The 14,031-nt window shown below is 44.4% G+C and carries 14 protein-coding genes and 1 tRNA gene; 3 read left to right on the forward strand and 12 right to left on the reverse strand.

Annotated features, from left to right (window positions below; translation table 11 throughout):
- Positions 1-844: 844 nt before the first annotated feature.
- The 9 genes from R0134_RS04745 to R0134_RS04785 form a co-directional block, all read right to left on the reverse strand.
- Positions 845-2,350, reverse strand: a complete 1,506-nt coding sequence (locus tag R0134_RS04745; protein WP_319783689.1) for a hypothetical protein — start codon at positions 2,348-2,350, stop codon at positions 845-847.
- A 460-nt stretch (positions 2,351-2,810) separates the two neighbouring features.
- On the reverse strand, positions 2,811-3,350 hold the full coding sequence (locus tag R0134_RS04750) for an IS630 family transposase (RefSeq protein ID WP_319782623.1): 540 nt from the start codon (positions 3,348-3,350) through the stop codon (positions 2,811-2,813).
- Positions 3,311-3,832: a helix-turn-helix domain-containing protein gene (locus R0134_RS04755; protein ID WP_319782624.1), complete on the reverse strand. Its 522-nt coding sequence runs from the start codon at positions 3,830-3,832 to the stop codon at positions 3,311-3,313. The genes R0134_RS04750 and R0134_RS04755 overlap by 40 nt, the downstream gene beginning before the upstream one ends.
- Positions 3,833-3,896: 64 nt before the next feature.
- Positions 3,897-4,073: a hypothetical protein gene (locus tag R0134_RS04760; protein WP_319783690.1), complete on the reverse strand. Its 177-nt coding sequence runs from the start codon at positions 4,071-4,073 to the stop codon at positions 3,897-3,899.
- 969 nt (positions 4,074-5,042) lie between these two features.
- On the reverse strand, positions 5,043-5,660 hold the full coding sequence (locus tag R0134_RS04765) for an OB-fold protein (RefSeq protein ID WP_319783691.1): 618 nt from the start codon (positions 5,658-5,660) through the stop codon (positions 5,043-5,045).
- A gap of 711 nt (positions 5,661-6,371) precedes the next feature.
- Positions 6,372-6,848: a hypothetical protein gene (locus R0134_RS04770; protein WP_319783692.1), complete on the reverse strand. Its 477-nt coding sequence runs from the start codon at positions 6,846-6,848 to the stop codon at positions 6,372-6,374.
- A 414-nt stretch (positions 6,849-7,262) separates the two neighbouring features.
- A complete protein-coding gene (locus R0134_RS04775; protein WP_319783693.1) occupies positions 7,263-7,391 on the reverse strand; it encodes a hypothetical protein in 129 nt (42 codons plus the stop codon).
- A gap of 92 nt (positions 7,392-7,483) precedes the next feature.
- Positions 7,484-8,479, reverse strand: a complete 996-nt coding sequence (locus tag R0134_RS04780; RefSeq protein ID WP_319783694.1) for a DUF6538 domain-containing protein — start codon at positions 8,477-8,479, stop codon at positions 7,484-7,486.
- 150 nt (positions 8,480-8,629) lie between these two features.
- Positions 8,630-8,706 (reverse strand) — tRNA-Arg (locus R0134_RS04785).
- Positions 8,707-8,950: 244 nt separating this feature from the next.
- On the opposite strand from R0134_RS04785, the gene folD reads away from it, so the two are divergent.
- Complete coding sequence (gene folD, locus R0134_RS04790) at positions 8,951-9,808, forward strand: bifunctional methylenetetrahydrofolate dehydrogenase/methenyltetrahydrofolate cyclohydrolase FolD (RefSeq protein ID WP_319783695.1); 858 nt, start codon at positions 8,951-8,953, stop codon at positions 9,806-9,808.
- A 95-nt stretch (positions 9,809-9,903) separates the two neighbouring features.
- Positions 9,904-10,758 carry an ion transporter gene (locus tag R0134_RS04795; RefSeq protein WP_319783696.1) on the forward strand — a complete coding sequence of 285 codons (855 nt, stop codon included), beginning with the start codon at positions 9,904-9,906 and terminating at the stop codon, positions 10,756-10,758.
- A 40-nt stretch (positions 10,759-10,798) separates the two neighbouring features.
- Here R0134_RS04795 and R0134_RS04800 read toward each other — a convergent pair whose 3' ends face one another.
- The 3 genes from R0134_RS04800 to cysS form a co-directional block, all read right to left on the reverse strand.
- Positions 10,799-11,125 carry a hypothetical protein gene (locus R0134_RS04800; protein ID WP_319783697.1) on the reverse strand — a complete coding sequence of 109 codons (327 nt, stop codon included), beginning with the start codon at positions 11,123-11,125 and terminating at the stop codon, positions 10,799-10,801.
- Positions 11,126-11,517: 392 nt separating this feature from the next.
- A complete protein-coding gene (locus R0134_RS04805; protein WP_319783698.1) occupies positions 11,518-11,829 on the reverse strand; it encodes a hypothetical protein in 312 nt (103 codons plus the stop codon).
- Positions 11,830-11,983: 154 nt separating this feature from the next.
- Complete coding sequence (gene cysS / locus R0134_RS04810; RefSeq protein ID WP_319783699.1) at positions 11,984-13,363, reverse strand: cysteine--tRNA ligase; 1,380 nt, start codon at positions 13,361-13,363, stop codon at positions 11,984-11,986.
- Between the two features lie 160 nt (positions 13,364-13,523).
- Between cysS and R0134_RS04815 the strand changes: the two genes are divergently transcribed.
- A complete protein-coding gene (locus tag R0134_RS04815) occupies positions 13,524-14,021 on the forward strand; it encodes a peptidylprolyl isomerase (RefSeq protein WP_319783700.1) in 498 nt (165 codons plus the stop codon).
- The last annotated feature ends 10 nt before the right edge of the window (positions 14,022-14,031 follow it).

The following is a 14,031-nucleotide window of genomic DNA, read 5'->3' on the forward strand; positions in this document are numbered from 1 at the left end:
TAATGATAGTTGGCATTGCTACCAGTTAAATGGTTTGCGGATAAGGGTGATTACCGTGCCGCCTCCACCATCTAATCAACCTACGAGCTAATAAGCCTTGGGCTACTCATTCGGGCTTTTTGTGTTTCATTTTCTTATTGTGGTTTGTTTGCCTCTAATGGGCTGCTACTGTAGCTCTATGGGAACGGCTAAGGCTTGCTATGCTCTCCTTGCTCTACTCTGCAACAATGCCTCTCATAAGATTCTAAGAAGCGTAAAAGAGCTACCAACCACCTCCTATATTACCCCTAGTGCTAAGAAAACAGTTTAAGAAGATATAAACGTAAACCCCCATATGAAAAGAGCTGTTCGCTTGACTGTTCCCACTAATCCAAATAAGCCTTAATCCCCCTGCAACCCTTGCCAGCACAGGATACCAACCCTTTCATAAGAAAAATAGAGTAGATGTTAATAATGTAATTGGTGTGTTAAATTCAAGTTAATAACCTTAGTTTAAGTATGGGGTTAGTATACTTATAGAGGGGTATTTCTGAGGGGAGTTTAAGAGGCTTTCTAGGAAGGTGTAAAAGGTACTCAGAAGGTTGAGCTATAGGGGCTATTGCAATCACCTACAACATAAGAAAAGGAGTGATAAGCAAAGCAACTCCAAGCTGTTAAAGCTCTTATAAGGGCTTATCTGCAAGCACTGCTATAAGGTCTATGATCTGACATTTGCAGAGGTTCCTTATAAGTATTTGATAGTTTGGGATTTTTGTTTTATCCCTTCTTGTTGTTTTATAAATACCGTTAAAGCAAAGCGACACAAAACATGTAAAGACCCTATACATAAAATGTGTCGTTATCCTTAATATGCAGCCGTTTGTGTCGGTTGTAAGCCCTGTTTATCCATCCACTTGGTGCAGTCTTTTAAAGTGACAGGGGTTTGATTGCGAGCACACCGACTTTTCCAACTTCTGAAAGCATTGGAAAGGTTTTCTGGAATCCCTAAGCCCTTTGGCGTGAGCTTAACCCCAGAGATAGCACGATCATAACTATCTTTTTCAGCCTCTAGCTTCTTCCCATCAATGGCATAAGTCATAACCAACTCACCACCTTTAAAGTGACCATCAAGTAGGTAGCGAGCTGCCCGCTCATCTGGAACTACAACAACATAAGTGGTGTTTGGGTTGCTGTGATTGCGTATAGCCCCACGGGTGCTGGCTTGGAAGACTGGTTCTAGGTAACGCTGGGTAATGTATGCCTGTTTGAGCTTTTCTTTATCTATCTCGTACAAGTTCGCAAGGTTTTCTATTTCCTGTAGCTCTGAGTTGTTAGGGTTGGTTTGATAGATAGACACTATGGCTTCATACGAGATTAAATCATTGCGCCCGTGTGGGTTGTAAGCCATACGATCCCGTTCACCCCAACTTCCGCTAGCTTGATAAGAGTTTAGCGTGTAGGTGAACCCATCTTTGTTGTAATCAGCTACTACCTGCTCGGCATTCGCTCTCATGGCATGGTAAACGGTGAGCCCATCTTTGTCGTAATTACCATTACTGCCGATACGTAACACTCGATCACTATCAATACACTTATTCTTGGTGTAGTTGATACCAGTTAGTAAAGGAACCACCTTGATCCGCTCAGGGTTGGCATAGGCTGAGTAGTTCGGCTTTATGTCAGAACATGGGGTAAATACAGCTCCCTGTGCTTTCATTAGCAACGGAGTGGCCAACCCTTCAATCTGAGCCGCTAACATATAAATCTTATCTGCGTATTGTAGGTGGCTAACCCAGTTAAAAGCTACACTCCAGCGGAACCCATTATTTTTATCGCGTGTTATAGTCGAGCCAGATTCTAAACTGACAAGCATAGACTCGATTTTATCTGAGCGTGTCTGCTCTTCTCGTATAGCCTCTATCTCAGCCAACCCATGATCTGGGTGCGCTGTATACTTACTATCATCTAGATTGCTGTCTGTTGTACGCCTTAAAATGTCATCAATGTCTTTCGTGTTGTTCCAAGTCCCTCCGTCTAACTGGATAGCGGCTGGAATTTCGTCTATTATAACTGTATATCCGTCTAGTAAGCTGGGGGCTATTCTCATAAACCCCTGATGGCAACATAAAACAACGTCTATGCCAGCTTTCAATTTTTTCTCAATTGTTGCAGTAACTGGCAGAGTGCGTCCACTATCATCAGTAATGGCAATAGCTTTGCTACGCTGAATATCATTATAAGTCTGTCTAGCCAGTTCTTGGCCAATGCATACGACAATAAATTTATTTTCCATTGAGTTGTTAATGTGCTGGATGATGGCGTATGTTTTACCACCTGCTGGGATTGCTTGGATGGTTAGTATTTCAGTCATTGTTTTCAGTGTTCCTCTTCTTATTTGTTCATTAGTTGCTCATTCATCATTTGGTACAGGCAGCTTAATATAAATGCCTGACGGCTCATAGCTCCACGCTGCTTATCTATCCAATGTAACAAGGGGAGGGGGATTCTTAATTCAGTCATGTGTCGACTCCTAATTTTATTATTTTTCTTTTGTTATGTTACTGAAGGTTTGCCATGATGGAAGTGTAAATAATCAATAGCGCTATAAAATCAGTCATTTTCTCTCTCTTTTGTTGAAATCTAGTTGGCTTTTGTTTGTAAGTTGGCGAACTGTACTTAATGTGATTTAGTTGCATGTGAAGTTTACTTAACTGGTTTTTTATGTTATTAGTGCCAATGATAAGGTGTCGTTTTTTATTTGAGTTGTTCATCTTATTCCTTTTTTAATAAAGTTTACGGTAGTGTCGTTGTTAAGCCTTTATTCTAAGTAATCACGCATAACTTATGTGGAAGTCATTACCCACTCCCTTGAATAGCGTTGATACTTCATTCACTAACTTGTCTTTCTTCCAAGAGGTAAAGCTTCGCCAGTGATATTTAGCTTGCTTCCACAATATCTCGATCAAGTTCAATTCCGGGCTGTATGGGGGGAGATAAAGCAGTACAAACTGATGATCATACAGCCACTTATCTCGCATCGAGGGGGCGATAAAATGATGGATTGACGCATTGTCCACGACCACAATCGTCAATTTATCCTGGCAGGAAGATTGCGCCAACTTATCTAAAAAGGGTACCACGTGTTGCCGTTTCACTGAGTGTTCAAAAAGTTCAAAATGCAGCTTACCGGTAGCATAGTTCAGTGCGCCAATCACATTCACACGCTTACGGCTTGCACTGGCATCAGCGAGATGAGTGACACCGAGTGGTGCCCAGGCCCGCTGTACATTCGGTACGCAGGAGAAGCCACTTTCATCGCAGTAAAGAAGTTCTATTTTGTCTGCTTTGGCCCTTCCTTGGAGTCTTGCCAAGCGGCCTTTTGCTTCCTGGAAGGCTGCTTCGTCTCTTTTTTTTCGAGGCTGAGCCGGGTTCGTTTGAAAGATAGCTTTCTGGCTCTTAGTCCAACCGAAAGGCGGTCCAAACTGAATGAAGGGGCATCAGGATATTGGTCGCGAACGCGGACAGCTATCTTAGCCAGCGTCAGTGGCTCAGAGCGGGCAATATCTGCAGCCATATCCAACATTTCAGCTGTCAACTTGGGCGGTCGGCCGCCTTTATGCCCAGTCAAAATGCCGACCAATCCCGTAGTTCTCCAGCCTTTTGTCCAGTTGTAGATCGGTTGATCGCTTATCCGAAACATCTGGGCAATCTGGACAACCGTAGAGCCATCATTCAGCGCGAGCAGTGCGAGAGCCCTTCGTCTGAAATCTGGGAAAGGATGGTGTTTTGACATCTCTTTCAGAGTGATAGTTTCTTCGGCTGTTAGTGGTTGTCCTAATAAGTGTCGCTTCATATCTGGGCCCACAAAATGGCATCTATAATGACAGTGTAGATCCACATGAGTTACGCGGCATTACTTATGTGCTGCTGGTGCGTTCAGCTATAGGTGTGAGTAAAGCAGTTATAAGCGGCACCTTTCTCGATAATCTCTTGGCTATAGCGTTGTAATTTCTCAGTTTTTGCTCGTCCGTATCAGCAGGAAAAAGTTTTTCAACTAACGCCCACAAACTCGGTTGACGCTTAGTGGTTTGCATAAATTAAACTCCTCTTTTTAAATTTCTATTTAGGATTGAGGTTGCCAGTGGGGTTAGTTTTTCGGTGGAGACAGCTTCTGTTTGACCGCCTGACTCCGTAAATGTAAACTCGATTTTATTCATTTAATATATTCCTTTTTAGTTAATTTTAAGCATGCAAAAAACCACCAAACTATTGAAAGCTGGTGTGTATTACAGTGTTGGAATTAGTGAGGAGTAGGGTTAACTAGCGCCTCTAATTTAGTGATTTGTATCTCGTCTTGGTGTACGAAGTACAATTCACGGATTAGCGAAGCGGCCCGATTATTAAGCGTTCCTGTTGTGGGAATTTCAAAGTGTTCTAATAGTGTGTCTAAAGTGAAGACAGTCTTGCGACTGATGTTACAGCGGAGATTGTTTGTAAAAGTTTTTTGTACTGCATTCATAATTATAAATCCCAAGATTACGGATGATAGAGTGCAACCCTGATATTCAAGGCTGTAGCATATTATCCACTTGGAATTGTGTGACGGCGGATGGTCACTAATGCACTTGCTAGAGTGGGTTTAAAATAAGGCCCACCTACATTTATTATACCAAATTACACTGCGCTAGTCAAAGTATATTTCACTTTAGTGGCCTTTATATTTGGCAGTGCTAACAGTGGTGGGGCTCTAAGAAGTTAAATATATTTAACAATAATTAAACGTGTCATGGCTTGGTACGTCACTAAGTGATGATATAAAATAAAGGTGTTAATAGTCTTAGTAATCCCCTAATTTTAATAGCAGATCGCGTCATGTTAGCCGCACAATCTAAATATGCACTAACCCCCGGAATCAGCTGAGACCGCATTGTGCCTAGGGATAGGACATTTTCTAGGTTACGCAGTACCACAGTAGAGTTTTGTCATTTTTTACCACTATTGCTCTCAAACTAAGGTGTGGCGCGGTTCATATGAGGGGATTGGTAAGGATAGCCCTCTAGTTTTTATTTTATTATGCAGTTTTTAGCAATAATGTTCATCATAAGCCCATCTATACGGCATACGACAGTTAACCTATTACCTGTATCTAACCTGCCAAGTTGATAGCTCATGGAGTCATCGAAAAAAGCTTGTATCTCTGGGATCTGAAACTGTTGTCCTGTGCCGAGAGTGACGTACAAGTTATTCATGATGTCTTTCTTGATGCTGCTGATAATCCCTGTTAGCTGTATTACTTCGCCTTTGTACCTGTTGTCAGCACCAATTTCATTATTTTCATAAGCTGATAGTATATCCCCAATCCTCACATGCATTATTTCTTCTTGAGTTATAGTGTTGGTTGAAGAGATAGTTGATACATCATTATTATCTTCTTCAAATAAAGCAAAAAATAAAGTAAGAGCAAGCCAAGCGAAAGAGATTACTTTTGATTTTTTAGTATGACCGTCACGTAAAGTAAACCAAGCAAAGACAATTGGTAGAAGAACGATACCGACACCTAATAAAACGCTAACGGATCTTGTTTTTTTTGGAGCTTCAAAACTTGGCCTACCGCAATGTGGGCAAGATTCAGCCAAGTTTGATATGTCTTTGTTACAGTCGGGGCATGTGATGATTGCCATAATTTTTCCTTTGTTACTCAATTTATTAGTGTGAATTGGTAGTTTTAAAGATAGATATGCTAACAAATAATATCGCATAGTTACTGTGCAAGTTTTTAGTAATATGGCTCAATATTATGAAAAAGATCAGTATGTACCCATACGAATTATTCCTAATTACTTATACAACCGAGCCGCCAGTTTAGGTTGTTACTCTTTTTCAATAGGCCATTTGGAAAACGAGAAAATCCATATAAAGATAACATTGAAAATTGGTATTAACATAATTAGTGACCACCAGCCTGAGTACCCAGCTTTTTTAGCTATCGGGCTAAATGTTGGTATCGCTATTAAAATGGATAGTAACATTATAAGAAGTTGCCAAACGCTGATTCCTAACATATTTAATTTTCCTCAACTGAATATGTATTCCACTTAGTGATGCTAAGTATCAATGCACAAATTAAAATACCTATCCAAGGTATCATAACAGTGAGGCTAGTCGCTGGGTTTAGACCTGCTTTTTTGTATATCAGCCAAGCTGGGGGTAATAGGCAGATGGCTTGTAATATTGATTGTGTTATAAGGTCTATCATTAATGTGCTCTCTTTGTTGTTTAGACGGAGGTTGACCTTTTTCGTGCGGGTGCATCTTGCATTCTATCAAGGGACGAGTAGAACTATTGTTTTCAGTAAGTTAATTTTGTTGTACCATATTGTCTCTATCATCTTATTATTTTAGCATTATTTCCCGAAAGTGATCGAAATACATAGCGATGCGACCATGAAGTAACTCACACTCACCAATGAGAGCCCAGTGATATTCATTTCCTTTGTGTATTTTTCTTTCACTAATAATTTTATCTTCTATTTTTCCCATTTCTTTTAGAAATTCTTTGTTGATTGGCTGCTCTGCGATATCAAGTGCATAAGGTTTGGTGAAGGTTTTTTCATAGTTCTCAAAGTAGTTCCTTCTTTTTTCATCAGTATAACTATTACTTAAGTCCTTTAATATTGGTCTCATTGTATTGATGTATTCGTTGCTGCTATTTCCCCATGCTAAGTATCTTTGAGAGTAGCCGCACATCAGTAGAGATTCAACAAGATTTAGAGTCCATGTTTGCATATCTTCCTTAGATGGATCCTCGGCGGCCATTACAGGGGTTGTAGTGAATAATGCTAGAGTTAATGCAATGCTAATTATTTTCATTATTACTCCCTAAAATAAGATCGAAGGCTCTCGCGATAGAGGCAGAAAATGGCTTTAAAGAGCTTACCACTAAGCCAAAGAATGCCAAATCCTAATATTAAGCCAAACCAAGCGGCTCCGCCTCCTTCATTCGTAAGTGTTGAAAAATCTGCCCCAACAAATTTGATACAGCAAGATGATACAGCAAGATGATACAGCAAGATGATACAGCAAGATAAGTAGTAATATCCCGATAATGAAGGTACAGAAATTACTGGCAGCCTTCTCGATTTCCCCCATAATAGTTGTGCTTTCTATTTTCTATTTTCTATTTTCTATTTTCTATTTTCTATTTTCTATTTTTATCCCTAGATACCAGTGATAGCAGAAAGATGAGGGAAAAGAAACCGATTGAGTCTGGCTTTTAGACGGTGGTTAAGCTTTTTCCTGCTCATGCTGATGCATCCTGTCCAGTACAGAGCGTAAAAACTTCAAGCTTCTCCCCTTGCCGTAGTGGTGGATCATGCCTTCACGGCTCCAGCCCATCAAACTGACAACCTCCATTTCGGTTGCTCCTGACTCAATCAGCCGAGTGTTCAAGCTGTGTCTGAAGCTGTGGCTAGTGCCTTGATCTACGATACCAGATAAAAATTTATTTACAGCCGCAGAGCAACTATCACCTTTAAATTTGTGATCTTTGAAGTAGCGGGTAAAGCGTGTACTTGTCCTGGCTGTGCTGCTGCCGTCACTATCTTGGCAAACTCAAGGCTCATGCCAGTGAGGGGGATCAATCGTTCGCTGTTATCGTTCTTCAGCCCTCGTTGTTCATGGGGTTTGATAACAAGATGAGGAATCGGTGTATCGAGCTTGATGTCTTCCAGCTTCAAACCACCTATCTCGGCGTTTCTACAGCCCGTGTCGTAAAGTAGGCCAACAATCTGAGCCGTGATAAGCCCTGACTTCTTCCTGATGGTCTCCTTGAGCTTCTGAAGCTCTACAGCCTCGAACGTGTGGCGCTTCTCTGCATCCTTCTTGATGTTATCAAAGGGAACACCAGCAAAGGGGTTGGGAATGCCTGAGTCGTGTAGCTGTAGGGTTAACTTAACTTGCCTGCTAATAAAGCCAACAGCTTTCTTGATGGTGGCGGTCTTGAGCTGATGGTCTGTCTTCAGGCTCTCTACAACTCTAAGAACATCCCTCTTTTTTATGTGGGATAAGATAGGGGGAAGCTCTGAGAAATATCCAAAGCATCGGGCTATCTCAGTCGTTTTCTTCTTGTTACCCAGATACGACTTCAGGGCGTTGGTTTTGATTTCATCCAACGTAATGGGCTGTTCTTCTGCTGGCGCTGGTACAAGTTCGGCAGGCAGTGGGCTTGCTGGTGGGATGGTGAACACAGGGGGAGGGGTGATGTTATGGCGTAATAGCTCAAATTCGTTGTTGTGCTGTAAGGCCAGTTCTTGGGCTTTCTGTGATGCTGCGTTTAGATCTTTGGTTTTAAGGGAGTAAACAAGTTCACGCTTACCGTTGTAGTGGTGGCGTAATGGGGAGGGGATGGCACGGCGATAGTAGTATAAGCCGCTGGTGTTGCGTTGTTGCAGATAGGATACGGATACGGAGAAAGCTCCAATCCTGAATGTAATTTTTTGCATGGTTAGATCCTTGGAGAATCAACCACAAGTTACAGCGGGGCTTGTAACCTTTTATGTAACCTAGCTTTTATGTTGGTTGGGGTTAAATCCGGGAAATAACAGCGTTTTCAAGCTGTTAGACTCTACCAACTGAGCTACGATCACCATAGATGGCGCGCCCTGCAGGATTCGAACCTGCGGCCACCCGCTTAGAAGGCGGGTGCTCTATCCGACTGAGCTAAGGGCGCACTGCGCTACATTTTTCCATAACGCTATGATAAATAACGTCAAGGTGTAACGGGGCAGCATAATACCCATTTGCTCGCCTGTGGTCAACGGCTTTATCGCGCTCACGCGCGCCGGGGCGCTTAATTGACGTTGTGGGTGCAAAATAGCGACCCACCATCCGCGAAAGCTGTTGCGGCTTGCTTACCAAAGCCAATAAAAAATGCGACAATCGGCGCAGGTTTTTAAAGGTGAGAATCAACGCAGATGTCAGCTAAAATAATCGATGGAAAAGCGATTGCACAGGCAGTACGTAGTCAGGTAGCAGAACGTGTGGCAGAACGCACGCGCGCCGGAAAACGTGCACCAGGCCTGGCGGTCATATTGGTCGGCGCCAACCCGGCCTCACAGGTCTACGTGGGCAGTAAACGTCGCGCTTGTGAAGAAGTGGGATTTATTTCTAAATCTTATGATTTGCCAAAAGACACCACAGAGCAGCATTTACTGGCTTTGATTGATGAGCTGAATAATGACGCCACCATAGACGGTATTTTAGTACAATTACCGCTGCCTAATCACATTGATAGCACACCGGTTATTGAGCGTATTCATCCTCATAAAGACGTTGATGGCTTTCACCCTTATAACATAGGTCGCTTGGCACAACGTATTCCGGCCCTGCGCCCCTGTACGCCCAAGGGCATAATGACGCTGATTGAGCGCAGCCACATTAAAACCCACGGGTTAAATGCGGTAGTGGTGGGAGCTTCTAATATAGTGGGCCGCCCCATGACCCTAGAGCTGTTATTAGCCGGTTGCACTACGACTACGTGCCATCGTTTTACTGAAGATTTAAAAACCAAGGTTGGCGAAGCGGATTTATTAGTGGTCGCAGTGGGTAAGCCTGAGTTTATTCTTGGTAGCTGGATTAAGCCCGGTGCCGTGGTGATAGATGTGGGCATTAATCGCTTAGACGACGGTCGTTTAGTGGGCGATGTGGAATATGAGGCCGCCGCCGAACGCGCCGCTTATATTACTCCAGTTCCAGGTGGCGTAGGCCCCATGACGGTGGCCTCATTAATAGAAAACACCTTGATTGCCTGTGAGCGCTATCACGATCAATAACAGGATTGCCCATAAACACAAAGACGCCTTGTCATTTAGGCTCTATCCTCTATAAATACTTGTTTTTTATAAGACTTATTTTATAAGGACCAGTCATGCAGTGGCCCAGCAAGGACGTGCTTTACACGGTTATCTTTGGTACCGAAACTCCGGCGGGCCGCCGTTTTGATCTGGCGCTTATCGTCGTTATTCTGCTGTCGATAGCGGTGCTGCTGCTGGACTCGATGAGTTCGGTGCGCACCCATATTGGCGGTACCCTGTATGTTCTGGAATGGACCTTTACCCTGTTATTTACCGTGGAATACGGGGTTCGGGTTTATTGCGCCCATAATCGACTGGCCTACATGCGCAGTTTTTACGGCGTTATTGACGTATTAGCCGTTATGCCAACCTATCTGGCGATGTTTATTCCCGGTGCCAACTTGTTGCTGATGGTGCGATTACTTCGCGTATTGCGGATTTTTCGTATTCTAAAGCTGTTTCGCTATGCCCATGAAGCCAATGTACTGTTGCGCTCGCTGAATCAAAGCCGACGCAAGATCATGGTTTTTTTCAGCAGCCTTTTTATATTGGTGACGCTATTTGGCTCTTTATTGTATGTGGTGGAAGGGCCGGAAAACGGCTTTACCAGTATTCCCATCAGCATTTATTGGGCCATAGTGACCATTACCACGGTAGGTTTTGGTGACATTACGCCACAAACGCCGCTGGGGCGGGGCATTGCTGCCATTACCATGTTGATGGGCTATGCCATTATTGCGGTGCCAACCGGTATTCTCAGTGCCGAGCTGGGGCGAGAAATGCGCCGAGAGTACGATATGCGCCATTGTCCGCAATGTGACAAGACTGGTCATGACCAGGATGCCAAATACTGCAAATATTGTGGCGGGGGCATGGAGCCAAAACCTGCGCCGACACCGGTGCAAGAACAAGAACAAGAACAAAAATAAGGGAGCCCAGGCTCCCTTATTATTATGCTAACAACACTAATTAATTGTTGTCATCAGCTTTTAATTCTTCTAATTTTTGATCAGCAGCATCGGCCGCATCTTCAATGGCATCACCGGCTTTTTCTACTTGCTCGGCTGCACCATCTTTAAGATTTTTAGCGCCTTCTTTAAGGTCTTGTGCGGCTTGGTCTAACTGCTCACCGGCTTTTTCCATGGTGCCAGCTTCTTGATTTTGCTCTTGCAACTGCTCAACAGTGGCGTCTATTTTTTCACCTGCTTGTTCTGCAGGGCCTTTGTTGTCACAGGCAGCCAGACCAAAAGCGGTAACAGAAGTTAATAGCAAAATATTAAGTAGAGACTTTTTCATGTTGTGCTCCTAGTAGAATTTTAGTGTGACCTGAGTCACTTTATTGTTTTAACCCCTCATTAATAGCGTAAAACTCGATACAACAACAGCGTTTTAAAAAATTTAAATACGGTGTTTTTTATAAAAATTTATGCATATCAACCACTAAGCGCAAGCTGCGAACGAGGTTGTCGTAATAAAGCGCTAAAAGTAACCGTTCAATCGGTCAGACTCTGTCTTAAGCTGCATAAAAAACTAATGTTGGATAAAAACCTAAGGCATCGCGGGATGGTTAATTTTTTATTAGCTGCATTTACTAACAGAGACTGCGCGGGCAGTCGCTGATGAAGTTTATGTATCTATCTAATAACCGCCCTGCATAACGCGGACTACCGCTTAGGCTTTGCTGAGTATTATGGCTCAACGAGCGCCTCTTCTAATATTTCGTTCAATCGCTCTTCTGCTTCTTCCGAGGCGACTTGGTTAGCATGCTCGAGTGCTGCTTTTTGCTCTTCAATCACAGCAGGCTCTGGCGCTTGATCGTTTGTGGCGAGGATTTCTGGTTGAACGGGCTCATCACCTACTGTTGCCGCGGGCTCGTTTGCCAACGACTCTTCGGTGACTTGATCTATCTTATCGCCAATATCGGCAGAGGGCCCTGAAGGCTCACAGGCGGTGAGGCCGAGTAAGGCCGTGAGTATCAAGCTGGTGGTGAAAATGCGCATAGCAGAACTCCTGGTGAGTGAAGTTATTGATAAGTTTATCAGTAAAATTGTTAGTGATGGCCTGTGGGTGTGGGCAACCCATACTAATCAAAAAGTAAGGCGCCAATTATGGCGCCCTGAATTGTTTTTACAATGTTGAGCGCAGTCACTGCGCTTATTTTCGACGCCAACGGGTACCGGCTGCGCCATCTTCTAGCACTATACCCATGCTGGTGAGGCTGTCGCGGGCCGCATCTGCCGCCGCCCAGTCTTTGTTGGTGCGTGCATCTAATCTGGCTTGGATCAAACGTTCTATTTCAGCAACGTCATCATCAGCACCCGCAGTGCCACGCAAGAAGGATTCGGGATCTTGGTCCAGTAAACCCAGCACACCGCCTAGCTTTCGTAGCTGGGCGCCAAGGCCGGCGGCGGCTGCATCGTCTTTGCCTTTTAAGCGGTTAATCTCGCGCGCTAAATCAAACAGCGCCGAGTAGGCCTCGGGCGTATTAAAGTCATCATTCATGGCGGAGTTAAAGCGCGTCACAAATTCCTCGCCGCCGCTCGGGACGACCTTGGGTAGGTCACGCAGCGCCGTATAAAAGCGTTCTAAAGCACTGTGGGCTTTGTTCAAGTTGTCATCTGAATAGTTCAGTTGGCTGCGATAGTGGCCGGACAACAAGAAGTAGCGCACGGTTTCGCCGTCGTAATGCTTGAGCACATCGCGAATGGTAAAAAAGTTGCCGAGTGATTTAGACATCTTTTCTTGGTCGACCATCACCATGCCTGAGTGCATCCAGGTATTTACATAAGGCGTGTGATTGGCGCAGCAGCTTTGGGCGATTTCGTTTTCATGATGCGGAAACTGCAAATCCGAGCCGCCGCCGTGAATATCGAAGTGCTGACCTAAATGCTTGCCGTTCATGGCCGAGCACTCTATGTGCCAACCTGGGCGGCCTAAGCCCCATGGCGATTCCCAGCTCGGCTCACCGGGCTTAGACTGCTTCCATAATACGAAGTCGAGCGGGTTACGCTTAGTGTGCTCTACCTCAACCCGCGCACCGGCTTGCAGTTGCTCGAGATTTTGGCCGGAGAGTTTGCCGTAATCTGCAAAGCTATTGACCGCAAACAAGACATCGCCGCTGTCGGCCACATAGGCGTGCTCGTCCGCCAACAACTGCTGTACCATGCTAATAATTTCTGGGATATGCTGGGTGGCCTTTGGCTCTATATCTGGGCGAGCCAGTTTTAAAGAGTCAAAGTCTTGATGCATGTCAGCGGTGAGGCGCTCCGTTAAGGCGTCACAGCTTTCACCATTTTCGGCGGCACGCTTAATGATTTTATCGTCAATGTCGGTGATATTGCGTACATAGGTCAGATCATAACCGAGGTAGCGCAAATAACGAGTCACCACATCGAAGGCGACAAAAGTGCGGCCATGGCCAATGTGACATAAGTCATAAATGGTGACACCACAGACATACATGCCGACCTTGCCGGGAATTAAAGGGATAAATTCTTCTTTTTGTCGGGTCAGAGTATTGTAGATTTTCAGCATGATTCCACATCTTGGTGAGGGTATTAGGGATAAAAGCACCACTATTGAACCTTTAATGGCTAACAGGTGCAAGTCTTGCGCGTGTTGGGGGTTCGCTATCGGGCCTGTATGCGCTAAAATCGAGCATTGACACTCTTTCATCTGATATTGGAATCTGATTATGGTCACACTACATACTACCCATGGCGACATCAGCCTGAACTTGTTTGCCGACAAAGCCCCTGAAACCGTAGCAAACTTCTTACAATATTGCCGCGATGGTCATTATGACGGCGTGCTGTTCCACCGTGTTATTGACGGCTTTATGATCCAAGGCGGCGGTTTTGACGCCGATTTTAAAGAAAAGCCCACCCGTGCCTCGGTTAAAAACGAAGCCGATAATGGCTTATCTAACAAGATAGGCACGGTTGCGATGGCGCGTACTTCTGAGCCGCATTCGGCTTCCGCGCAGTTTTTTATTAACGTGGGCGACAATGACTTCTTAAACTTCAAATCCGCCACTAACCAAGGCTACGGTTACTGCGTGTTTGCTGAAGTGGTTGAAGGCATGGACGTGGTCAATGCCATTAAAGGCGTGGCCACCGGTAATCGCGGTCATGTGCATCAAGACGTACCAGTAGAAGATGTACTGATCACTGGTGTGACCGTTAGCGAGTAAGCCGTACGCT

Source organism: Oceanisphaera sp. IT1-181, assembly GCF_033807535.1.
Taxonomy (GTDB): Bacteria; Pseudomonadota; Gammaproteobacteria; order Enterobacterales; family Aeromonadaceae; genus Oceanimonas.

What these genes read in the sequence shown, in the direction of transcription:
- R0134_RS04760 (WP_319783690.1), bottom strand. Translation starts at nt 4,073, where the DNA reads ATGCAAACCACTAAGCGTCAACCGAGTTTGTGGGCGTTAGTTGAAAAA.
- R0134_RS04800 (WP_319783697.1), bottom strand. Translation starts at nt 11,125, where the DNA reads ATGAAAAAGTCTCTACTTAATATTTTGCTATTAACTTCTGTTACCGCT.
- R0134_RS04775 (WP_319783693.1), bottom strand. Translation starts at nt 7,391, where the DNA reads ATGGAGGTTGTCAGTTTGATGGGCTGGAGCCGTGAAGGCATGATCCAC.
- R0134_RS04780 (WP_319783694.1), bottom strand. Translation starts at nt 8,479, where the DNA reads ATGCAAAAAATTACATTCAGGATTGGAGCTTTCTCCGTATCCGTATCC.
- R0134_RS04795 (WP_319783696.1), top strand. Translation starts at nt 9,904, where the DNA reads ATGCAGTGGCCCAGCAAGGACGTGCTTTACACGGTTATCTTTGGTACC.
- R0134_RS04815 (WP_319783700.1), top strand. Translation starts at nt 13,524, where the DNA reads ATGGTCACACTACATACTACCCATGGCGACATCAGCCTGAACTTGTTT.
- R0134_RS04755 (WP_319782624.1), bottom strand. Translation starts at nt 3,832, where the DNA reads ATGAAGCGACACTTATTAGGACAACCACTAACAGCCGAAGAAACTATC.
- cysS (WP_319783699.1), bottom strand. Translation starts at nt 13,363, where the DNA reads ATGCTGAAAATCTACAATACTCTGACCCGACAAAAAGAAGAATTTATC.
- R0134_RS04805 (WP_319783698.1), bottom strand. Translation starts at nt 11,829, where the DNA reads ATGCGCATTTTCACCACCAGCTTGATACTCACGGCCTTACTCGGCCTC.
- R0134_RS04765 (WP_319783691.1), bottom strand. Translation starts at nt 5,660, where the DNA reads ATGGCAATCATCACATGCCCCGACTGTAACAAAGACATATCAAACTTG.
- R0134_RS04745 (WP_319783689.1), bottom strand. Translation starts at nt 2,350, where the DNA reads ATGACTGAAATACTAACCATCCAAGCAATCCCAGCAGGTGGTAAAACA.
- R0134_RS04770 (WP_319783692.1), bottom strand. Translation starts at nt 6,848, where the DNA reads ATGAAAATAATTAGCATTGCATTAACTCTAGCATTATTCACTACAACC.
- folD (WP_319783695.1), top strand. Translation starts at nt 8,951, where the DNA reads ATGTCAGCTAAAATAATCGATGGAAAAGCGATTGCACAGGCAGTACGT.